The organism is Mycobacterium asiaticum (assembly GCF_001673635.1).
Lineage (GTDB): Bacteria > Actinomycetota > Actinomycetes > Mycobacteriales > Mycobacteriaceae > Mycobacterium > Mycobacterium asiaticum_C.
Window position 1 is genome coordinate 1 of sequence record NZ_LZMH01000041.1, and the last position, 20,471, is coordinate 20,471.

A 20,471-nucleotide genomic window follows, 5' to 3' on the forward strand; every position below is an offset into this window, starting at 1 on the left:
CGGCCTGGACACCCGAACGAGCGACGAGGAGAAGGCGCAGGCCTTCGGCGCGATGTACGCCTACATCGAGGAGTTGGTGGACCGCAAGGAGCACGAACCCGGTGACGACCTGATCAGCCACCTGGTCGTCGATCACGTGGCGACCGGCGAGGTCAACCGCGAGACGGTGGCCATGACCAGTGTGATCATGATGCAGGCCGGCCATGAGACGACCGCCAACATGATCTCGCTGGGAACAGTTGCGCTGCTTGACAATCCGGAAATATTCCGGTGCCTCGGCCAGACCGAAGACCGGATGGTGGTCGCCAATATCGTCGAAGAGCTGATGCGCTACCTTTCCATCGTGCACAGCCAGGTGGACCGAATCGCCACCGAGGATTTCACGCTGGGCGGCCAACTGATCCGGGCCGGGGATGCGGTCGTGATGAACCTGCCCGCCGGCAATTGGGACACCGAATTCGTCGATCGCCCAGAAGTTTTGGACGCCGACCGCAATCCGCGCGGCCACCTGGGTTTCGGTTACGGCGTGCACCAGTGTATCGGCGCCAACCTGGCCCGGGTCGAGATGCAGGTGGCGTTCTCGACGCTGGCGCGCCGCCTGCCCGGGCTGAAGTTGGCGGTGGCCCCGGATCAATTGCAGTTCAAGCAATCCGACATCTACGGCATGAAGGAGCTACCGGTCAGCTGGTGAACGAGGACATGCGCTTCGACGATCAGGTCGCGGTCATCACCGGTGCCGGCGGCGGTCTGGGCGAGCAGTACGCGTTGCTGCTGGCCGCACGCGGCGCGCGCGTCGTCGTCAACGACATCGGTGGATCGGTGACCGGAACGGGCAACTGCCCCGCGGTCGCGCATGACGTCGCTGCCGACATCAACCGGCGGGGCGGCCAGGCCGTCGCCGACACACACAGCGTCACCAGTCCCGAAGGGGGACAGGCGATCATCGACACCGCCCTGGACACTTGGGGCCGGCTGGACATCCTGATCAACAACGCCGGAATCGTCGGCGACGCGCCGTTCGAGGACATGACGCCCGCTCGCCTGCAACCGTTGGTGGACGTGCACCTCAACGGCGCTTTCAACGTGACCAGGCCGGCCTGGAAGGCGATGCGGCGGCAACGCTACGGCCGGGTGCTCAACACCTGCTCGGCTGCCGGACTCCTGGGCGCGGAGAACATGAGCAATTACGCGGCGGCCAAGACCGGGTTGGTCGGCTTCACCCGGGTGCTGGCCGCCGAAGGGGCCCGCGACGGCATCAAGGTCAACGCCATCGCGCCGATCGCGCTGACCCGGATGCTGACGCACTCGATCGACGGCGCCGGCGCGCCGGATGGCCCGGCCGCGCAGGCCGTCTTGGACGACCTTGTCGGACAGTATCTTCGCAAGCTGGACCCCGGCCTGGTCGCTCCCGTGGCGGCCTACCTGACGCACCGGGATTGCCGCGTGTCCGGCGAGATCTACACCGTCGGCGCGGGGCACGTCGCCCGCTTCTTCATCGGCCGGACACGAGGCGTCTACCGTCCCACGCTGTCCGTCGAGGACGTGCGGGACCACCTCGACGAGATCCGCGACGAAACCGGCTACACCGTGCCGAGTGGTCCCGCCGACGAGATGAGTGAACTGTTCGCCGTCATCATGAGCAGTTGAACGCGATGCCGACGCCGTCCGGCGGCGGCACCGACCGCAGGCATCCGTAGGGTTGCACGCCGGCGGCGCCGAACCGGGCCGCGGACTGCCGCGCGTAGTTCACGCAGAACACCCCGGCCTGATCCGCCCGGCAGCGGTAGTCGTTGAAGGACAACGAGTCCCCGTTGGCCAGCTCGGTCCCGGTGCCGGCCAGGAACGGTCCCGGATCGGCCCGCGCCGCGCCCACCCACAGTTTGGTGCCGTCGAAATCGACCCATCCCGGCTTCCACTCGCCGTACGCCGTTTCCGGCCGGGGCGGTGGGCTGGCGAGCTGCACCAGGCAGGACAGCCCGCCGGGCGTGTGCGCGGTGTCCGTCGTGCAGCGCGTCTTGTTGCCCGGAGCGCTGAACGCGGTGTCGGCGCCCAGCCGGTAACGGCCCGGGTCGGCGGGACGGCCCGCTTCGATCCAGGCGATGACGGCGGCGATCGGCGACCCGGCGGCCGGCGCCGCACCGGCCGGTGGCGGCGTTCCGGTGGCCGCGGTCGCCGTGGTGGTGCGCGGGGTGGTCTGCGTCGACGCCGGGCCGCCGTCCACGGTGTGTGAGCAGCCGACAACCAGCACCGAAACGGCAACTACCGCGGCAATCCGCATCACGACAGGTTAACCGCCTGACAACGGAATTGGGCGCTGCGCACGGCGAGCCCGCGACGCGTCCGCTACCGTCAATTTATGCACGAGCGCATCGTCCGCGCCCGAACCACCGCCGGCACCGTCGAAGGATTCACCCGCGACGGCGTGAACCGCTGGCGCTCGATCCCCTACGCGCGGCCGCCGGTCGGGCCGCTGCGCTACCGCGCGCCGCAGCCTGCCCGCCAATGGTCAGGAGTCCGACACTGCCACGGATTCGGCAACTGTGCGCCCCAGCAGCGCCGCTACACCCTGCTCGGCCTGTCCGGTCTGGGCGGCCGGTACCAGCCGATGAGCGAGGACTGCCTGACCCTCAACGTGGTCACGCCCGAGGGCGGAGCGTCCGAGCCGCTGCCGGTGATGGTGTTCATCCACGGCGGCGGCTACATCCTGGGCAGCTCGGCCACCCCGATCTATGACGGCGCCGCGCTGGCCCGGCGCGGTTGCGTGTACGTGTCGGTCAACTACCGGTTGGGCGCGCTGGGGTGCCTGGACCTGTCGTCCCTGTCGACCCCGGACATCACCATCGACAGCAACCTTTACCTGCGCGATCTGGTCCTGGCGCTGCGCTGGGTGCGGGACAACATCGCCCATTTCGGCGGGGACCCGGACAACGTCACCATTTTCGGCGAAAGCGCCGGCGCCCACATCACCGCCACCCTGCTCGCCGTGCCCGCCGCCGCGGGACTGTTCCACCGGGCGATCTCGGAGAGCCCGGCGGCGGGGATGACGCGTTCGCAGGACGTGGCCGCCGAGTTCGCAACGCGCTTCGCCCACCTGCTCGGCGCCCGCACGCAGGACGCCGCCAGCACCGTCATGCGGGTGTCGGCGGCCCAGCTGGTCGACACCCAGCACCGGCTGATCGACCAGGGCATGGAACAGCGGCTGGGCGCCTTCCCGATCGGGCCGGTATACGGCGACGACGTCGTCCCGGTCGACCCGGTGGAGGCGATGCGCACCGGCCAGGCCCACCGAGTACCGCTGATCGTCGGAACCAACGCCGAAGAGGGCCGGCTGTTCACCCGCTTCCTGGGCATGCTGCCGACCAATACGGCGATGGTCGAAGAGCTGCTGGGCGAACTGGAACCGGAAGTCCGCGAACGCATCACCGCCGCGTACCCGAAGTACCCGCACCCGTCGGCGTGCATCGAGCTGGGCGGCGACTTCGCGTTCAGCTCCGCGGCATGGCAGATCGCCGAGGCGCACGGTGCTCATGCCCCCACCTATCTCTACCGCTATGACTTCGCGCCGCGGACGCTGCGGTGGTCGGGCTTGGGCGCCACGCACGCCACGGAACTGTTCGCGGTGTTCGACATCTACCGCACCCGGTTCGGGGCGCTGCTGACCGCGGGGGCCGACCGGCGCGCGGCGCTGCGAGTCAGCAACCAGGTGCAACGGCGCTGGCGGGCGTTCAGTCGGCACGGCGTACCCGGCGACGACTGGCCGGTGTACACCCACTCCGACCGCGCCGTGCTGGTGATCGACCGCAAGACCCGCGTCGAGTTCGACCCGCACCGGGACCGCCGGTTGGCCTGGGACGGTTTCTCCCTCGCACGCTGACCTGGCACGCTGGGGCTCATGGCCCCGCAGACCGGAGAAGACACCGACCATGCGATCGAACGCCCCAGCGACCTCACTCCGGACTGGCTGAGCGCCACCGTGCGCGCCGGGACCGTCGCCGACTTCAACGTCGAGCGCATCGGCACCGGGCAGATGAGCGAGTGCTACCGCATCGGGCTCAGCTACACCGACAGTGCAGCTGCCGGCCCGCCGTCGGTGGTGTTGAAGGTCGCCGCGACAGACCCGGTGAGCCGCCAGACGGGGCTGGCGCTGGGCCTGTATGAGCGCGAGGTCCGCTTCTATCACGACATCGCGCCGCGCCTGGGCGGGGCGATCGCACCCTGCTACCACGCCGCGATCGACGTTGCCACCGGCGTGTTCGACCTGCTGCTCGGCGACGCCGGCCAGGCCGTCGTCGGCGACGAAATCAGCGGCGCCACAACCGAACAGGCCTTCCTGGCGGTGACCGAGCTGGGACGGCTGCACGGTCCGCTGCTGGGCGACACCGCGCTGGCCGACGCGCCGTGGCTCAACCGGGAGTCACCGCTGAGTCAGGCGATGATCACGCCGTTGTACGCGGGATTCGTCGAGCGTTACGGCGACCAGATCGCCCCCGAGCACCGCGCGGTCTGCGAACGTCTGGTCAGCGCCTTCGACGGCTATGTTGCCCAGCAGGCCGCGCACGACGGCATCCGCGGCTTGGTGCACGGCGACTTCCGGCTGGACAACTTGCTTTTCGGGACGGCCGAGGGCAGCCGGACGCTCACGGTGGTCGACTGGCAGACCGTCTCCTGGGGCCCGGCACTCACCGACCTGGCGTACTTCTTGGGATGCGCGCTGCCGGTGCAGGACCGTCGCGAACACTATGACGCGCTGCTGGGGGCCTACCATCAGGCACTCGGGCCGGACGCACCACTCAGTCCCGCCGAGGTGCGCGACGGTGTGCGCCGCCAGGGTTTCTTCGGTGTGACGATGGCGATCGTGTCGTCGATGCTCGTCGAGCGCACCGAGCGCGGTGACCGATTGTTCATGACGATGCTGCAACGGCACTGCGAACACGTCCTGGACACCGACGGCCTGGCGCTGCTGCCCGCCGCGGCGGCGCCCGAACCGCTGCGGCCCGCGCCCGAGGACGAGTTGTCCCACCCCGCCACCGACGAACCGCTGTGGAGCGAAAGTTGGTATGCCGACTTTGCCGACGCCGCAGAAGGTTTGGGCGGCTGGTTCCGGCTCGGACTGATCCCCAACCAGCAGACGGCCTGGATCCACGCGTTGCTGTGCGGACCTGATCTGCCGACCATCGCGGTCGACTACCAGGTGCCGTTGCCCGACGATCCGTGGCTGGTGAAGTCGGACGGCATCGAACTCGAGCACTCCGCCACCGACGCCCTCGGCGGTTACCGCGTCGAACTGCGCGGGCTGGGCCAGTCCTATGCGGATCCGTCGGCGCTGCTGCGCGGGGAACCAGGTGAGCCCGTCGAGATCGCGATGAACCTGCTGTGGACCACCGACGGCAGCCCGTATCAGTACCGGTTGACCACCCGCTACGAGATCCCGTGCACCGTTTCGGGCACCGTCACCGTCAAACATGCTCGCTACCAGATCAACTCGGTTCCCGGGCAGCGTGACCACTCCTGGGGGGTGCGGGACTGGTGGAGCATGGACTGGATGTGGAGCGCGCTGCACCTCGACGACGGCACCCACCTGCACGGCGTACGGATACAGATCCCGAACACCCCGGCGATCAGCGTCGGCTACGCGCAGGACGCCGACGGAAACGTCACCGAGCTGACCCAGGTGGCAGTGCGGGAAGCGTTCGGCGCCAACGGGTTACCGGAAGGCCAGACGCTCGAGCTGGCGCCGGTGGGCATCACCGCGCAGGTCGGCATCCACGCGCATGCGCCGGTGCTGCTGACCGCCGTCGACGGCCGGGAAAGCCAATTCCCCCGGGCCTGGGTCACCGTCACCACCGCGGACGGTCGCAGTGGCGCGGGCTGGATGGAATGGAACCGCAGCCAAGGCGGACAGCCGCGGTGAGCCCGGCCGGGCCGCCCGTCGTCGTGATGGGCGTTTCTGGCTCAGGCAAATCCACCGTCGGCGCGGCCCTGGCGCGCCGGCTGGAAGTCCCGTTCGAAGACGCCGACCGGCTGCATCCCCAGGCCAACATCGACAAGATGGCCGCCGGCGAAGCGCTCACCGACGCCGACCGCCGCCCCTGGCTGGACCGGGTCGGCGCGTGGCTGGCCGAGCACCGCGACGGCGGAGTGATGTGCTGCTCGGCGCTCAAGCGCGCCTACCGGGACCAGCTGCGCGGACACTGTGACCGCGTCCGGTTTCTGCATCTGGACGGCACGCCCGAACTCATCGAACGCAGGATGGCCGACAGAACCGGTCACTTCATGCCGCCCTCGCTGCTGCGGTCGCAGTTCGACACGCTGGAGCCACTCGGCGCCGACGAACGAGGCGTCGTGGTCGATCTGTCCGCCGAGGGCCGCGATGCCGCGGCCGTCATCGGCGTCTTTCTGGCTAACGACCCCAGCGCTTGCGACGGCTCTTGAGGTCGCCGAGCTGGTCGTCGAGGCGCCCGCGGGCGGTGTAGGCGAGTTCGGTGCCGCGGGCGGCGGCCCGGTCGGCGAGTTCGCTGCTGCGGGCCGCGGCCAAGTCGGCGAGCTCGCTGCTGCGCGCCGCCGCACGATCGGCCAATTCGCTGCCCCGGTACCGCGCCGTCTCGGCCAGCTCCAGGCTGCGGGCCTGGGCCGTATCAGCCAACTTCTTGCTGCGCTTGCGTGCGGCCTTGGCGTAGGGGGCGCCGCGCTCGGCGGCGGTGCTGGCCAGTTCCTCGCCGCGCTTGCGGGCCTTCTTGGCGTAGGGCGCGCTCTTCTCGGCCGCGGTGCTGGCGAGCTCGCGGCCGCGCTCCAGGGCCGCCTCGGCGTACGGTGCGCTCTTCTCGGCGGCGGTGTTGGCCAGTTCCCGGCCGCGCTCCAGGGCCGCCTCGGCGTAGGGTGCGCTCTTCTCGGCGGCCGTGCTGGCCAGTTCCCGGCTGCGCTCGGCGCCGACCTGCAGACCGTGCACGATCTTTTCGCCCAGCTCGGAGTCCAGCAGGGTGTCACTCGAACCCGGCAGCGCGCCGGACACCCGCTCGGAGAGCCGCTCGGCCGCGCGCCTGCCGCGCCACCCCAGCGACGGCTTGCCCGCGGTGTCGGCGGCCGCGATGATCAACCCGCCCAGCAGGCTCACGTCGGCCAGGAACGCACGCCGCTTCTCGGCCTTGCGCTCCGGATCGGTTTCGGTCCAAAACATATGCGCGCCAAGGTTGCCCGGGATCACCGTCAGCGCCAGCGCGGCTGAGGCCACCCGGGGCAGGCGGCCGGCGGCCAGCAGCACCCCGCCACCGATCTGCACGGCCGCGTTGATCTGAGCGAAGGTCTCGGCGTCCGCGGGAATGCTGCCACTCACCGACTCCGGCAGCGCCTGCAGGCCGCTCACCGTCGGCTGTGCAGCTTGAGCTGCGGGTTTCGGGTTCAGCAGCGCGTCCACTCCCTGGCCGATGAACACTGCGGACAACATGGGTCGGGCGATTCTGCGGATCAACATGGGCGCTGTGTTCCCCGGCCGGCGGGGGCACAAACCCGGTATCCGCCGGTTCGGTCGCCGCGGCAACAGGCGGCGATAGGCGGCGCTAGGGTGTACGACGTGCGGGCGTTGATCATCGTCGACGTGCAGACAGATTTCTGCGAAGGCGGTGCGCTGCCGGTGACGGGCGGGCACGCCGTGGCCCGCTCGATCAACGCCTACCTGGCCGGGCGGCCCGGTTACCAGCACATCGTGGCGACCAAGGACTTCCACATCGATCCCGGCGACCACTTCTCCGACGACCCGGACTACCGCGCGTCGTGGCCGCCGCACTGCCGGGCGGGCAGTCGCGGCGCCGACTTCGACCGCGATCTCGACACCGCATCCATCGAGGCGGTGTTCCGCAAGGGCGCCTACAGCGCGGGCTACAACGGCTTCGAGGGTGTCGACGAAGACGGGACGCCGCTGCTGGATTGGCTGCGCCACCGCGGCGTCGGCGAGGTGGACGTCGTCGGCATCGCCACCGATCACTGCGTCCTGCACACGGCACGGGCCGCGGCCCGCAACGGCCTGACCACCAGGGTCCTGCTGGACCTCACCGCGGGTGTGTCACCGGACTCGACGGCCCACGCACTCACGCACATGCAAGCCGCCAACATCGCACTGATCGGAAGTAGCTCATGACGACATCGAATCGGGATGCCCTGCTGGCCGCCGTTGAGCGCTCACCGCAGGCCGTTTCCGTGCACGACCGCACCGCATGGGTCGCGGTCTTCACCGACGACGCGCGCGTCGAGGATCCGGTGGGGTCGAGTCCGCACGTCGGACACGACGAGATCTACCGGTTCTACGACACTTTCATCGGTCCGCGCGACATCGAATTTCATCGCGACCTGGACATCGTGCGCGGGCCCGCCGTGCTGCGCGACCTTCAACTGGAGGTGGGCATGGGTGCCGGGGTCACCATGCACATACCGGCGTTCCTGCGCTACGACCTGCACGACGTCGAAGGGGAATGGAAGGTCGCGCACCTAAGGGCCTACTGGGAGTTGCCGGCAATGATGCTGCAATTCCTCAAGACCGGGCCACGTGCGCTCTCACCCGGGCTCGGCCTGGCCCGGGGACTACTCGGCAACCAGGGACCACGCGGCGCCGTTGGCTTCATGACCGGCTTCCGCCGGGCCGGGACCCGACACAAGAAGCTGGTCGAGGATTTCCTGTCGTCGGTGGCCCGCGGTGACAAGTCGGCCGCGGTGGCCGCGTTGTCCTCAACCGGCCCAATAACTTTGGGCGACGACGATCCGCTGGACCTCGCCGAATTCCGGGAACGGTTGCGCTCGGCGAGCACCGGCAAGGTGATCGGCGCGGGATCCAACGTGGTCGCGTCGGTCACCTCCGACCAGGGCCGCGGCATCCTGTTTGCCGACGTGACCCGCCGCGGCGACCAGATCAACGAAATCCGTTACTTCCCAGCCTGATTCCGGCCGTCAGCCACCAGCCCGGTAATGCCACACCATGAGCACCAGGGACGCGATCGACAGGGCCAGATAACCGCCCGGGAACGCGATGTTGTCGAACACCCGCGCCCGCACGTGCGCCGCGACGGCGCCGACGAAGTACAACACCAGCCCCACGGCGGCCGCGATCCCAATTCCATGCAGGCCGAGCAGGCCGACGGCCAAACCGCCGGCACCGGCGAATTTCAGCACGGCAAGCGTCGGCAACCAGGATCGCGGCACACCCACGCGAGCCGAATTGGCCAGCACGAACCCGGCGGGCACCAAGTCGGGCAGGGCAACTGCGGCGGTAAGGGCGGCTGTGGTCGTCACGACCACCACATAGGCGAAATCCATCGACGGGGTCATAATGCTGTTCTCTCCTTCTTGCTTGGACGGTCGAGTGGCTCACCTTCACTGACGATCGCTGTGCCGGAAAGGTGACCTTGTGGACCGAACGGACCTCGCGCAACGTTTCGACGCCGACCGTCGACACCTCAAGGCGGTGGCCTTCCATCTCCTCGGCTCCGCGCCCGACGCCGAGGACGCGGTCCAGTCCGCGTGGCTGAAAGCCAGCCGCGCGGATGCCGCCGGTCAACCGATCGAGAATCTGAGCGGGTGGTTCACCACCATCACCGCGCGGGAGGCCCTCGACCAGTTGCGGGCACGCAGGCGACGGCCCGAGCGGCCGCTGACCGACGCCGACGCGGACCGGTTCGCTGCGCCGCCCCCCGAGGACGACGCTCTGCTGGCCGATTCGGTGAGCCGGGCGCTGCTGGTGGTCTCTGAGCGGCTCTCACCGGCGCAGCGGGTGGCCTTCGTGCTGCACGACGTGTTCGCGGTGCCGTTCGAGACGATCGCCGATCTGCTGGACCGGTCACCGGCCGCGGCGAAGAAGCTGGCCAGCCGCGCACGCGAGCGGGTGCGTCCGGCCGCCACCGCGCGCACCGGGCGGACCGCCGAGCACGTCAAGCTCGTCGAGGCGTTCCTGGCGGCCTCGCGCGGCGGCGACATCGACACCCTGCTGCGTCTGCTGGCGCCGGACGCGGTGCGCAGGGCCGACCGCGCCCTGGTGCCCGACACCGTGCCGGCCGAGGTGCGCGGTGCGCGGGAGATTGCCGAAGAGACCCGCACTTTCGCGCAACGCGCGGCGGCCGGTGCCGTCGTGCTGATCGACGGGGCACCCGGTGTCGCGATCACGGCCGCCGGCCGGCTGCAGATCCTGCTGCGCATCGAGTTCGGCGTCGACAACCTGATCCACACGATCGATATCACCGCGGACCCCGACCGCCTCCGCGGCGCATGTCTCACACTGCCGCGGTAGCAATACAGCAAGACCACAGCAGCATGCAGTAGTAAGGACATGACACAGTCGGCTCACAACCGGTGCCCAGGAGCGGAAGTCCATGTTCGATAACCCAATCGGACGTCGCCGCCTGCTGCGGGGCGCGGGCGCTCTGGCCGCGTCCGCGCTGACTCCTTGGGCTACGGGATGTGCCGCCGACGACGACGCGTTGACGTTCTTCTTCGCGGCGAACCCGGACGAGATCCGGCCCCGGATGCGGGTGGTCATCGAGTTCGCGCGCCGGCATCCCGACATCAAGGTGCGGGCGCTGCTGTCGGGACCCGGCGTGATGCAGCAGTTGTCGACGTTCTGCGCGGGTGGCAAATGCCCCGATGTCCTGATGACCTGGGAGCTGACCTACGCTGAACTGGCCGCCCGCGGAGTGTTGTTGGACCTCGGGACGCTGCTGGCGCGCGATCGGGAGTTCGCCGCACAGCTGAAGGCGGACAGCATCGACACGCTGTATCGGACGTTCAGCTTCGACGGCGGCCAGTACGCCCTGCCTGAGCAGTGGTCGGGCAACTATCTCTACTACAACAAAGCCCTGTTCGCCGACGCGGGCCTGCCGCCACCGCCGACCACCTGGCAGGATAGCTGGAGCTTCGCCCAATTCCTCGACGCGGCAAGGGCTCTGACCAGAAGAGACACCTCGGGCCGGGTCACGCAATGGGGTTTCGTCAATGCCTGGGTGTCGTATTATGCGGCCGGGCTGTTCGCCATGAACAACGGGGTGCGCTGGGGCACGCCGCGGACCAATCCCACCCACCTGAACTTCGGCGACGACGCGTTCATCGAGGCGGTGCAGTTCTACGCCGACCTGATCAACAAGCACAAAGTGTCGCCCAGCACTTCCGACCAACAGTCGATGTCCAACGCGGACCTGTTCGCGGTCGGCAAGGCGGGGATGGCCCTGGGTGGACACTGGCGCTACCAGACCTTCGACCGGGCCGATGGACTGGATTTCGACGTGGCGCCGCTGCCGTTGGGGCCGCGCGGACGGGAGGCCTGCTCCAACATCGGCGTCACCGGTCTGGCCATCGCCTCCACCAGCCGGCACCGCGAACAGGCCTGGGAGTTCGTAAAATTCGCGACCGGACCCGTCGGGCAGGCCGTCATCGCCGAATCGAGGCTGTTCGTCCCGGTGCTGCGCTCGGCGTTGCGCTCCGACGAATTCGCCCGTGCCCACACCAGGATCGGCAACCTCGCCGTGCTGACCGACGGTCCGCTCGTTTCCGAAGGCTTGCCGATCACCCCGGCGTGGGAGAAGGTGCTCGCCCTGATGGACCGCAATTTCGGCCCGGTGCTGCGCGGCGCGCGGCCGGCGGCCACGCTGACCGGGCTGTCCCGGGCCGTCGAGGAGGTGCTGCGAAACCCATGACGGCACTGGACACGCCCCTGGCGGCCGAGCGGACCCGTCCCTCGCGCCGGCGAGCCTGGGCCGGGCGGATATTCGTCGCGCCGAACCTGGCCGCGGTCATGGTGTTCATGCTCTTCCCGTTGGGCTTCTCCCTCTTCATGAGTCTGCAGCGGTGGGACGTGTTCACACCGCCGAAGTTCGTGGGTGGGGCCAACTTCAGCCGACTGCTCACCGCCGACCCGCTGTTTCTGATCGCGATGCGCAACACCGTCATCTACACGGTGGGCACCGTGGCGCCGACCGTGCTGATCAGCCTGGTGGTCGCCGGCATGCTGAACCGAAAGATGCGTGGCATCAGCGTCTTTCGAACCATCGTCTTCCTGCCGCTGGCCATCTCGTCGGTCGTGATGGCGGTGGTCTGGCAGTTCGTGCTGAACACCGACAACGGGCTGCTCAACATCATGCTCGGCTGGGTCGGGATCGGCCCGGTACCGTGGCTGGTCGAACCCCACTGGGCGATGTTCTCGCTGTGCATGGTCAGCGTCTGGCGCAGTGTCCCGTTCGCCACCGTGGTGTTACTGGCGGCGATGCAGGGGGTGCCCGAGACGGTCTACGAGGCGGCGAAAATCGATGGCGCAGGGGAGATCCGGCAGTTCGTGTCGATCACGGTGCCGATGATCCGCGGCGCACTGTCGTTCGTGGTGGTCATCTCGGTCATTCACGCGTTCCAGTCCTTCGACCTGGTGTACGTGCTCAGCGGCTCCAACGGCGGACCGGAAACTGCCACCTATGTGCTGGGCATCATGCTGTTCCAGCACGCATTCAACTTCTTGGAGTTCGGTTACGCGTCGGCCCTGGCCTGGGTGATGTTCGCCATCCTGCTGGTGTTGACGGTGCTGCAGCTCCGGATCACCCGGCGCCGCTCCTGGGAGGCTTCCCGTGGGCTCGGCTGAACCGGCCATGCGGCGCAACATCGTTCGGGCCGCCGCGCTCTACACCGGACTGCTCGTCATCGCCTGGTGCGCGTTGTTTCCCATCCTGTGGGCATTGTCCGGGTCGCTGAAGAAGGACGGCGAGGTCAGCGAGCCGAAGCTGCTGCCGTCCAGTCCGCAATGGTCGAACTACGCCGCGGTATTCGACCTGATGCCGTTTTGGCGGATGTTCTTCAACACCGTGCTCTACGCCGGGTGCGTAACAGCCGGTCAGGTGTTTTTCTGTTCACTGGCCGGATACGCGTTCGCGCGGTTGGACTTTCGTGGCCGCGACACGTTGTTCCTGCTCTACCTGGGCACATTGATGGTGCCGCTGACGGTGACGGTGATCCCGCAGTTCATCCTGATGCGCACCGTGGGCTGGGTGGACACGCCGTGGGCCATGATCGTTCCGGGTCTGTTCGGCAGCGCGTTCGGTACCTACCTGATGCGGCAGTTCTTCCGCACGCTGCCCACCGACCTCGAGGAGGCCGCGATCCTGGACGGTTGCTCACCCTGGCAGATCTACTGGCGCATCCTGCTGCCCCACGCGCGGCCCGCCGTGCTGGTGCTGGCGGTGCTGACCTGGGTCAACGTTTGGAACGATTTCCTGTGGCCGCTGTTGATGATTCAGCGCAACAACCTGGCCACCCTGACCCTGGGGCTGGTCCGGCTGCGCGGCGAGTACGTGGCCCGGTGGCCGGTGCTGATGGCGACCTCCATGCTGATCCTGCTGCCGCTGGTGTTGATCTACGCGGTTGCGCAACGCTCGTTTGTCCGCGGCATCGCCGTGACCGGACTGGGCGGCTAGCGGCATGGCCTCGGTGAGCTTCGAAGCGGCGACCCGGCGCTATCCCGGCACCGACCGGCCCGCCCTGGACAGCTTCGACCTGGACGTCGACGACGGCGAGTTCGTGGTGCTGGTCGGGCCGTCCGGGTGTGGCAAGACGACGTCACTGCGGATGGTGGCCGGCCTCGAGACGGTGGATTCCGGCGCCATCCGGATCGGCGAACGCGACGTCACCAACGCCGACCCCAAGCACCGCGACGTCGCGATGGTGTTCCAGAACTACGCGCTTTACCCGCACATGACGGTGGCCCAGAACATGGGATTCGCGTTGCGCGTGGCGAAGATGCCCAAATCCGAGATCCGCCAACGGGTGCTGGCCGCCGCGCAGATGCTCGATCTGGAGCGGCACTTGAACCGCAAGCCCAAGGACCTGTCCGGCGGGCAACGGCAGCGGGTGGCTATGGGCCGCGCGATCGTCCGGCGCCCCCAGGTGTTCCTGATGGACGAACCGCTGTCGAACCTGGATGCCAAGTTGCGGGTGCAGACCCGCAACCAGATCGCCGCGCTGCAACGCCAACTCGGCACCACCACGGTGTATGTGACGCACGACCAGGTCGAGGCGATGACGATGGGGGACCGGGTTGCCGTGCTGTGCGACGGTGTGCTGCAGCAGTGCGCGGCGCCGCGAGAGCTGTACCGCAACCCTGGCAACGTGTTCGTCGCGGGCTTCATCGGATCCCCGGCGATGAACCTGTTCACCGTCCCCGTCGCCGAGTCCAGTGTGTCACTCGGCGACTGGGTGATCCGGCTGCCGCGCGGTATCTCCGACGGCGGCGCCGAGATCGTCGTCGGGGTCCGGCCCGAGCACTTCGAGGTGGGCAGCGTCGGCATCGAGATGGAGGTCGACGTCGTCGAGGAACTCGGCGCCGACGCCTATCTCTACGGCCGCATCACCGGGTCGGACACCTTGATCAGCAAGCCGATCATCGCGCGCACCGACGGCCACGACCCGCCCGGCAAGGGCAGCCGGGTGCGGCTGCACCCGCAGCCGGGCCGGCTGCACTTTTTCGGCGTGGATGGGCTTCGGAGAGGTTGAGGAAAGGTTGAGCAAAGGGTGAGCCCGCCTGCGAGAGTGAACTTTACGACGCCGACGCGGCGTGTCCCGTCGTGAAATGCACGCTCGGCGAGAACGATTGCCGGGTGATTGATCGCTATGGAACCGACGTGCTGGCCGGGGGAGGGCGACGCAAACCCCGCTCGGTCGAGCACCCCGTCGAGATCGGCATGGTCGTCGAGGACGCCCAGAGCGGATATGTGGGCGCCGTCGTGCGCGTCGAATACGGGCGCGTCGACCTCGAAGACCGGCACGGCAACACCCGCGGTTTCCCGCTGGGGCCGGGATACCTGTTGGACGGCGAGCCCGTCATCCTCACCCCGCCGCGCCGCGCGAGGCCCGCTGCGCCCGCCCGGACCGCGTCCGGCTCGGTGGCGGTGCCGGGTGCGCGGGCCCGGGTCGCCCGCGCCAGCCGCATCTACGTCGAGGGACGCCACGACGCCGAACTGATCGCCCAGGTCTGGGGCCAAGACCTCAAGCTCGAAGGCGTCGTGGTCGAGTACCTCGGCGGTGTCGACGACCTGGTCGGCATCGTCGAGAAATTCCGGCCCGGCCCCGGGTGCCGGCTCGGCGTGCTGGTCGACCACCTGGTCGCCGGGTCCAAGGAATCGCGGATCGCCGACGCGGTACGGCGGGGACCCGGCGGCGCTGACACGCTGATCGTCGGTCATCCGTACGTGGACATCTGGCAAGCCGTCAAACCGCAGCGCCTAGGCCTGCGAGCGTGGCCGCGGGTGCCGCGACACATCGAGTGGAAACACGGTGTGTGCCAGGCGCTGGGCTGGCCGCACGCCGACCAGGCCGACATCGCCCGCGCGTGGCAACGCATCAGGTCCGCAGTCCGCGACTGGAACGACCTGGAACCCGCGCTGATCGGACGGGTCGAAGAGCTGATCGACTTTGTGACGATGCCTGCTCAATAAGAGTGGCGTACATCACCGTCACATTCGCGTCGGCATTGGTCACCAACTCCTCAGAACACCCATCTGCCTGGAGAATTGGAGGACGTCCATGACCGACGCGCTCGTCATCGATGCTGAGGGCCTCGACCGCCTGTCGTGTAACGCCAAGGCCGACCCCACTACCGGCAAGAAGACGCTGAAGGCCAAGACGGTCAGTGAGTCCGGCTTCCGCAACATGACCTACGTGCGTGACCTGGCGCCGATGCTGGTCGGCGAGCCGCCCGCGCTGCTGGGTGACGACTCCGCCCCCAACCCGTCCGAGACCTGCCTGGCGGCGCTCGGATCGTGCATCTCGGTCGGTCTGTTGGCCAATGCCACGCACCGCGGCGTCAAGCTGACCAAGATCGAGGTCGAGATGGAGGGTGACATCGACATTTCCGCCGTGTGGGGTGTCGGCGACACTCCCGACGGCAAGGTCCTGGGCTTCACCGACATCCGCTGCAAGGTGACGCTGGCCGGTGACACCGACGACGCGACCCTGCAGGAGATTCACGACAATGCGATCGCCTGGTCGCCCGTGGTCAATACATTCAGGCGTCCCGTAACGGTCGACTCAGCGCTCACCATCGGCTAGGGATAGCACGGTGACCCCAATCACGACGATCGACGCCGCGGCGAGCCTCGTCGACTCGGATTTGCTGACTGACATCCGCGAGCACGCCGGCGCGCTGGACCGCGGCGAGAACACCACGCGGCGCAGCTTTGCCAGCCTCGGCGAGGCCGGCCTGCTCGGCTTGGGAGCGCCCGCCAACCGCGACGGCGGGCTCCCGCAGATGGCCGAGGTGATTCGGTTGATCTCCGGGGAGTGCATGAGCACCGGGTTCTCGGTGTGGGCCAACCGGATGACGATCGAGTATCTGCTGACCGCGGCGACCGGATTCAGCTCGGCCGCCGCCCAGTCGCTGCTGGCCGGCACGTCGTTGGGTGTCACCGGGATGGCGGCGGCCTTCAAGGAGCTGGCCGGCTGCGGCGAGCTGGAACTCACCGCCACCCGGGTGGACGGCGGCTACCAGGTCAGCGGGCCGATCCGGTGGGCCAGCAACCTGCACGAGGACTCGCTGCTGGTCACCGCGGCCCGCACCGACGACGGGCACAAGGTCATCCTCGCCCTGCCGCTGAGTACCCCCGGGGTCAAGGTCGGCGACCACTTCAAGCTGCTCGCCATGGACAGCACCGCGTCATCGTTCCTGAACCTGCAGGACGCGTTCGTCCCCGACGAGCAGGTGCTGACCACCGCCTTCGAGGAGTTCCTGGGCGCCGTCCGGCCCACCTTCCTGGTGCTGCAGTCGGCGATGTGCGTCGGTTTGGCCCAGACGGCGGTGCAGCACGCCAGAAGCGGACTGAGCGGCGTGAACGCGGTGTTCGCCGGCGAGCTCGACGCGGTGGCCCGCCGGCTCGCGGCGGTGGAAACCACGCTGGCCAGCGCCGCCCGCTCGGTCGGGGGACAACGACCGCCCGGCAAACAGGATCTACTGTCCCTGCGCCTCGGTGCGGCCGAAATCGCCAGTGCCAGCGCGGCTCTGGAGATCCGCACCGCCGGCGGAAAGGGTTACGCGAGCAAGACCCCGGCCAGCCGCCGCTACCGCGAGGCCGCGTTCATCCCGGTGCAGTCACCGTCGGAAGCCCAATTGCGTTGGGAATTGGGGCGGACGTCGCAAGGGTGACTCCGGCGGTGGCGCCGCTCGAGGGCGTGGAACCCGAGCATTCCGTCGGTGGGATTCCGCTGGCCAGCTTGGTGCGCGACTTTCACCTGCCGATGGTCAAGTTCGCCCGCACCATCGTGGGCTCGCCGGCAGTGGCCGAGGAGGCCGTGCAGGAGGCGTGGCTGCAGGTCCTCAAATCCGCCGAGACGTTCGAGGGACGCTCCTCGGTGGCCACCTGGTTGTTCGGGATCGTCAAGCACACCGCGTTCCGGCACCGGCGGCGCGAGGTGCGGATCCGCCGGCATGAGGTGCTGGCCACCGAGGAGGCCGACCCGCTGTCGGGGCGGATGCATCCGCCCGGCCACCCCGACGCCGGTCATTGGAGCGTGCCGCCGTCCCGTCGCTTCCTGCCCGAAGATCAAACCGTGGCGAGGGAATTGGCGGAATACGTGCGCGCGGCGGTGGAGAAGCTGCCGGTGCGCCAGCGTCAATTGATCATCCTGCGGGACCTGGTCGGCACGTCGTCGGAAGAAGCCGCCGAGATCCTGGAACTGTCCGCCGATGCGCAGCGGGCCCTGCTGTATCGCGCCCGCGGAAACCTTCGAAACGAACTGGAAAGGCGGTATCGACAATGACCGTCTCCGACAACACCGTTCCGGCGATCGACTGTGTCGAGTTCGTCCTGCTGGTCGACGATCTGGTCCAGTCCGACCCGGAGCAGTGGGGCGCGATCGTCCACAAGCACCTGGCGGACTGCCCCCCGTGCCTTCTCTACCTGCAGCAGATGCTGGACCTGAAAGTCCTGCTCAATCACATCGGCGACCGGGACAGGTTGACCGGCGCCACCGTCGCGGGCGTCCTGGACACTTTGCAGGGCCTGCAGGACGGTGGAAGCGACTGAATCCCAGTGGCACCGCCTGAGCCCCGCCGGACCGATTGCCCTCCTTAGAGTGACTTACCTTGCAGCGCAACGACATTGTCGCTAAAAGGCGGGCAAAACTCCATATGCCCCCGTTCGGCGATTAGGGTCCAACGGCCCTGACAGCAAAGCACCCGGGTCTCGTAGGATCGCTGCATGTCAGGTGAAGCGACGAAGTACGGGATTCTGGTCGGCGTCGACGGGTCCGCGGAATCGGACCGGGCGGTCGCCTGGGCAGCCCGGGAGGCCGCCCTACGCCACGTGCCGCTGAACCTGCTGCACGCGGTCACCCCGGTGGTGGTCGGCTGGCCGGTGGGCAGACTCTACGAGGAGATGCCCGACTGGCAGAAAGACAATGCGGAGCGGGTCATCGCCCAAGCCCGGGAAACGGCGGCCAAAGCCGGTTCCGACGCGACGCAGGTGCACGCCGAGACCGTCTACGCCAACGCGGTGCCTACCCTGATCGAGGCATCGGCAGACGCCCAGATGGTCGTCGTCGGCAGCCAGGGCCTGGGTGCGCTGGGGCGGATGCTGCTGGGCTCGGTGAGCTCGTCGCTGGCCCAGCACGCCAATTGTCCGGTGGCAGTGATCCATTCGGATGACGGCGCCGAGCCCGATCCCGCCGCGCCGGTCCTGGTGGGTATCGACGGATCACCGGTGTCGGAAGCCGCCACCGCGTTCGCGTTCGACGAAGCCTCCCGCCGGGGTGTCGATCTGGTCGCGCTGCACGCCTGGAGCGATGTCGGGGTGTTCCCGGTGCTCGGCATGGATTGGCATGACCGCGAAAGCGAAGGCCAGGAAGTGCTCGCCGAGCGCCTGGCGGGCTGGCAGGAGCGCTACCCGGACGTCCATGTGCAGCGCTCGCTGGTCTGCGATACGCCGGCAAAGTGGCTGCTGGACGCCGCCGAACGGGCCCAGCTAGTGGTCGTGGGCAGCCGTGGCCGCGGGGGATTCGACGCCATGCTGCTGGGATCGGTCAGTTCCGTCGTGGTGCACTCGGCCAAGATTCCGGTGGTCGTGGTCCGCTCCTGAAGAACAGACCTTCCGCAGAAAAAGGCCTTTGGTCCTTTCCGGTAAGGGCTTTCGACCGGCGCGATCGGTGCCCCGCATCTCCGATCATGAGACTCATGACCTATGTGATCGGCAAGGAATGCGTTGACGTAGTAGAGAAATCCTGTATGCAGGAGTGCCCGGTGGACTGCATCTACGAGGGTTCCCGCAGCATGTACATCAACCCCGACGAGTGCGTCGACTGCGGTGCCTGCAAACTTGCGTGCCGGGTCGGGGCAATCTACTGGGAAGGCGACCTGCCTGAGGACGAACTCGTGCACCTCGCCGACAATGCCGCCTTCTTCGAGCAGGTACTGCCCGGCCGGGACGCACCGCTGGGGACACCCGGCGGTGCGTCCACCGTCGGCCGAATCGGCATCGACACCGCCATGGTCGCCGCGATGCCGACCAACGAAAGCTCTAAACACCGCCCCGAAAACGGCTAGGAGGAACACGAAATGAGTGCCACCGCATCAGTAAACGCGAAAAGGCTCGGTGTTCTCGTCGGGGTCGACGGCTCTCCCGCATCCAACGCCGCCGTGGTGTGGGCGACGCGGTCCGCCGAGCTGCGGAACCTCCCGCTGACCCTGGTCCACGTGGTGAACACCGATGTGGCGACCTGGCCGCCGATGCCGTACCCCGACACCTGGGCACTGTGGCAAGAGGACCAGGGCCGCAAGGTCCTCACCGAGTCGGTCAAGATCGCCCGTGAGGCGGCCCTGAGCGACCGGAAACTCACCATCCACAGCGAACTGGTGTATGCGACCCCGGTCTCAACCATCGTTGAAATGTCAAAGGAAGCACAACTTTTGGTGGTGGGATCGTCCGGGCGCGGCGCCGTGGCGCGGCTGTTGCTCGGATCGGTCAGCTCCAGCGTGGTGCGGCACGCCGGTTGCCCCGTCGCTGTAATCCACGACGAGGACCCGCTGATGCCGGAGCCGCTGCGGGCGCCGGTGCTGCTGGGCATCGACGGTTCGCCGGCCTCGGAGGTGGCGACCGCGATCGCCTTCGACGAGGCCTCGCGTCGCGGGGTCGAGCTGATCGCGCTGCACGCCTGGAGCGACCAGGAGCTGGTGGAACTGCCCGGGTTGGACTGGGACAACGTGAAGACCGAAGCCGAATTGAGTCTCGCCGAACGGCTGGCCGGCTGGCAGGAACGCTATCCCGACGTCACCGTGCGACGCGTCGTGGTCTGTGATCGGCCCGCGCGCCAACTGGTCGCGCGTTCGGAGTCGGCTCAGCTGGTCGTGGTCGGCAGCCACGGGCGGGGCGCGCTGTCCAGCATGCTGCTGGGTTCGGTCAGTAACGCGGTCGTGCATTCGGCCCGTATGCCGGTGATCGTCGCGCGGGCGTCCCACGATTGAAAACCGCTGTCCT

Annotated in this window: 23 protein-coding genes; 20 read left to right on the forward strand and 3 right to left on the reverse strand. The window is 68.3% G+C overall.

Annotated features, from left to right (window positions below):
- Both A5645_RS11790 and A5645_RS11795 read left to right on the forward strand, forming a co-directional pair.
- A partial coding sequence (locus A5645_RS11790) for a cytochrome P450 (protein WP_155767972.1) occupies positions 1-691 on the forward strand: 691 nt, incomplete at its 5' end.
- Between the two features lie 8 nt (positions 692-699).
- On the forward strand, positions 700-1,647 hold the full coding sequence (locus A5645_RS11795) for an SDR family NAD(P)-dependent oxidoreductase (protein ID WP_065129647.1): 948 nt from the start codon (positions 700-702) through the stop codon (positions 1,645-1,647).
- Here A5645_RS11795 and A5645_RS11800 read toward each other — a convergent pair.
- Entirely contained in the window at positions 1,634-2,278 is a 645-nt protein-coding gene (locus A5645_RS11800) for a hypothetical protein (RefSeq protein WP_065129615.1), read from the reverse strand. The genes A5645_RS11795 and A5645_RS11800 overlap by 14 nt on opposite strands.
- 78 nt (positions 2,279-2,356) lie before the next feature.
- Between A5645_RS11800 and A5645_RS11805 the strand changes: the two genes are divergently transcribed.
- From A5645_RS11805 to A5645_RS11815, 3 genes are read left to right on the forward strand one after another with little or no spacing between them, the layout of a single operon-like run.
- Positions 2,357-3,874, forward strand: coding sequence for a carboxylesterase/lipase family protein (locus A5645_RS11805; RefSeq protein WP_065129616.1), 1,518 nt, complete (start codon positions 2,357-2,359; stop codon positions 3,872-3,874).
- Positions 3,875-3,892: 18 nt separating this feature from the next.
- On the forward strand, positions 3,893-5,911 hold the full coding sequence (locus A5645_RS11810; protein ID WP_065129617.1) for a DUF7064 domain-containing protein: 2,019 nt from the start codon (positions 3,893-3,895) through the stop codon (positions 5,909-5,911).
- Entirely contained in the window at positions 5,878-6,432 is a 555-nt protein-coding gene (locus A5645_RS11815) for a gluconokinase (protein WP_065129618.1), read from the forward strand. The genes A5645_RS11810 and A5645_RS11815 overlap by 34 nt, the downstream gene beginning before the upstream one ends.
- Here A5645_RS11815 and A5645_RS11820 read toward each other — a convergent pair.
- Positions 6,401-7,468, reverse strand: coding sequence for a DoxX family membrane protein (locus A5645_RS11820; RefSeq protein WP_065037819.1), 1,068 nt, complete (start codon positions 7,466-7,468; stop codon positions 6,401-6,403). The genes A5645_RS11815 and A5645_RS11820 overlap by 32 nt on opposite strands.
- Positions 7,469-7,567: 99 nt before the next feature.
- On the opposite strand from A5645_RS11820, the gene A5645_RS11825 reads away from it, so the two are divergent.
- Positions 7,568-8,131 carry an isochorismatase family protein gene (locus A5645_RS11825; RefSeq protein WP_065129648.1) on the forward strand — a complete coding sequence of 188 codons (564 nt, stop codon included), beginning with the start codon at positions 7,568-7,570 and terminating at the stop codon, positions 8,129-8,131.
- The gene (locus A5645_RS11830; protein ID WP_065129619.1) at positions 8,128-8,925 is read left to right on the forward strand and encodes a nuclear transport factor 2 family protein; all 798 of its coding nucleotides are present in this window, start codon (positions 8,128-8,130) and stop codon (positions 8,923-8,925) included. The genes A5645_RS11825 and A5645_RS11830 overlap by 4 nt, the downstream gene beginning before the upstream one ends.
- A 9-nt stretch (positions 8,926-8,934) precedes the next feature.
- On the opposite strand, the gene A5645_RS11835 is transcribed toward A5645_RS11830, so the two are convergent.
- Positions 8,935-9,300: a DoxX family protein gene (locus A5645_RS11835; RefSeq protein ID WP_065129649.1), complete on the reverse strand. Its 366-nt coding sequence runs from the start codon at positions 9,298-9,300 to the stop codon at positions 8,935-8,937.
- A gap of 91 nt (positions 9,301-9,391) precedes the next feature.
- On the opposite strand from A5645_RS11835, the gene A5645_RS11840 reads away from it, so the two are divergent.
- From A5645_RS11840 to A5645_RS11900, 13 genes are all read left to right on the forward strand, one after another.
- Positions 9,392-10,267 (forward strand): sigma-70 family RNA polymerase sigma factor, encoded by an 876-nt coding sequence (locus A5645_RS11840; protein WP_065129620.1) that lies wholly within the window; start codon positions 9,392-9,394, stop codon positions 10,265-10,267.
- Between the two features lie 82 nt (positions 10,268-10,349).
- Positions 10,350-11,666 carry an ABC transporter substrate-binding protein gene (locus tag A5645_RS11845; protein WP_065129621.1) on the forward strand — a complete coding sequence of 439 codons (1,317 nt, stop codon included), beginning with the start codon at positions 10,350-10,352 and terminating at the stop codon, positions 11,664-11,666.
- Positions 11,663-12,598, forward strand: a complete 936-nt coding sequence (locus tag A5645_RS11850; RefSeq protein WP_065129622.1) for a carbohydrate ABC transporter permease — start codon at positions 11,663-11,665, stop codon at positions 12,596-12,598. The genes A5645_RS11845 and A5645_RS11850 overlap by 4 nt, the downstream gene beginning before the upstream one ends.
- Positions 12,599-12,605: 7 nt before the next feature.
- The gene (locus tag A5645_RS11855; protein ID WP_436405489.1) at positions 12,606-13,427 is read left to right on the forward strand and encodes a carbohydrate ABC transporter permease; all 822 of its coding nucleotides are present in this window, start codon (positions 12,606-12,608) and stop codon (positions 13,425-13,427) included.
- Positions 13,428-13,431: 4 nt separating this feature from the next.
- Positions 13,432-14,502, forward strand: coding sequence for an ABC transporter ATP-binding protein (locus A5645_RS11860; RefSeq protein ID WP_065129624.1), 1,071 nt, complete (start codon positions 13,432-13,434; stop codon positions 14,500-14,502).
- Between the two features lie 104 nt (positions 14,503-14,606).
- Positions 14,607-15,443, forward strand: a complete 837-nt coding sequence (locus A5645_RS11865; RefSeq protein WP_065129650.1) for a DUF3097 domain-containing protein — start codon at positions 14,607-14,609, stop codon at positions 15,441-15,443.
- Between the two features lie 88 nt (positions 15,444-15,531).
- Entirely contained in the window at positions 15,532-16,056 is a 525-nt protein-coding gene (locus A5645_RS11870; RefSeq protein ID WP_065037812.1) for an OsmC family protein, read from the forward strand.
- 19 nt (positions 16,057-16,075) lie between these two features.
- Positions 16,076-17,146 carry an acyl-CoA dehydrogenase family protein gene (locus A5645_RS11875; RefSeq protein WP_065129651.1) on the forward strand — a complete coding sequence of 357 codons (1,071 nt, stop codon included), beginning with the start codon at positions 16,076-16,078 and terminating at the stop codon, positions 17,144-17,146.
- Positions 17,143-17,760: an RNA polymerase sigma factor gene (locus tag A5645_RS11880; RefSeq protein ID WP_065129625.1), complete on the forward strand. Its 618-nt coding sequence runs from the start codon at positions 17,143-17,145 to the stop codon at positions 17,758-17,760. Before A5645_RS11875 ends, A5645_RS11880 begins: the two co-directional genes overlap by 4 nt.
- A complete protein-coding gene (locus tag A5645_RS11885) occupies positions 17,757-18,026 on the forward strand; it encodes a hypothetical protein (RefSeq protein WP_065129626.1) in 270 nt (89 codons plus the stop codon). The genes A5645_RS11880 and A5645_RS11885 overlap by 4 nt, the downstream gene beginning before the upstream one ends.
- Before the next feature lie 174 nt (positions 18,027-18,200).
- On the forward strand, positions 18,201-19,076 hold the full coding sequence (locus tag A5645_RS11890) for a universal stress protein (RefSeq protein ID WP_065033838.1): 876 nt from the start codon (positions 18,201-18,203) through the stop codon (positions 19,074-19,076).
- A gap of 95 nt (positions 19,077-19,171) precedes the next feature.
- Complete coding sequence (gene fdxA, locus A5645_RS11895) at positions 19,172-19,540, forward strand: ferredoxin (RefSeq protein WP_065129627.1); 369 nt, start codon at positions 19,172-19,174, stop codon at positions 19,538-19,540.
- 12 nt (positions 19,541-19,552) lie between these two features.
- Entirely contained in the window at positions 19,553-20,458 is a 906-nt protein-coding gene (locus A5645_RS11900; RefSeq protein WP_065033839.1) for a universal stress protein, read from the forward strand.
- Positions 20,459-20,471 lie beyond the last annotated feature (13 nt).

Bases quoted from the DNA above. Each gene is read 5' to 3' on its own strand.
- A5645_RS11890 (WP_065033838.1), top strand. From the start codon at position 18,201: ATGTCAGGTGAAGCGACGAAGTACGGGATTCTGGTCGGCGTCGACGGG.
- A5645_RS11870 (WP_065037812.1), top strand. From the start codon at position 15,532: ATGACCGACGCGCTCGTCATCGATGCTGAGGGCCTCGACCGCCTGTCG.
- A5645_RS11830 (WP_065129619.1), top strand. From the start codon at position 8,128: ATGACGACATCGAATCGGGATGCCCTGCTGGCCGCCGTTGAGCGCTCA.
- A5645_RS11815 (WP_065129618.1), top strand. From the start codon at position 5,878: ATGGAACCGCAGCCAAGGCGGACAGCCGCGGTGAGCCCGGCCGGGCCG.
- A5645_RS11860 (WP_065129624.1), top strand. From the start codon at position 13,432: ATGGCCTCGGTGAGCTTCGAAGCGGCGACCCGGCGCTATCCCGGCACC.
- A5645_RS11850 (WP_065129622.1), top strand. From the start codon at position 11,663: ATGACGGCACTGGACACGCCCCTGGCGGCCGAGCGGACCCGTCCCTCG.
- A5645_RS11900 (WP_065033839.1), top strand. From the start codon at position 19,553: ATGAGTGCCACCGCATCAGTAAACGCGAAAAGGCTCGGTGTTCTCGTC.
- A5645_RS11855 (WP_436405489.1), top strand. From the start codon at position 12,606: ATGCGGCGCAACATCGTTCGGGCCGCCGCGCTCTACACCGGACTGCTC.
- A5645_RS11820 (WP_065037819.1), bottom strand. From the start codon at position 7,468: ATGTTGATCCGCAGAATCGCCCGACCCATGTTGTCCGCAGTGTTCATC.
- A5645_RS11795 (WP_065129647.1), top strand. From the start codon at position 700: ATGCGCTTCGACGATCAGGTCGCGGTCATCACCGGTGCCGGCGGCGGT.
- A5645_RS11885 (WP_065129626.1), top strand. From the start codon at position 17,757: ATGACCGTCTCCGACAACACCGTTCCGGCGATCGACTGTGTCGAGTTC.
- A5645_RS11805 (WP_065129616.1), top strand. From the start codon at position 2,357: ATGCACGAGCGCATCGTCCGCGCCCGAACCACCGCCGGCACCGTCGAA.
- fdxA (WP_065129627.1), top strand. From the start codon at position 19,172: ATGACCTATGTGATCGGCAAGGAATGCGTTGACGTAGTAGAGAAATCC.
- A5645_RS11845 (WP_065129621.1), top strand. From the start codon at position 10,350: ATGTTCGATAACCCAATCGGACGTCGCCGCCTGCTGCGGGGCGCGGGC.
- A5645_RS11835 (WP_065129649.1), bottom strand. From the start codon at position 9,300: ATGGATTTCGCCTATGTGGTGGTCGTGACGACCACAGCCGCCCTTACC.
- A5645_RS11810 (WP_065129617.1), top strand. From the start codon at position 3,893: ATGGCCCCGCAGACCGGAGAAGACACCGACCATGCGATCGAACGCCCC.
- A5645_RS11800 (WP_065129615.1), bottom strand. From the start codon at position 2,278: ATGCGGATTGCCGCGGTAGTTGCCGTTTCGGTGCTGGTTGTCGGCTGC.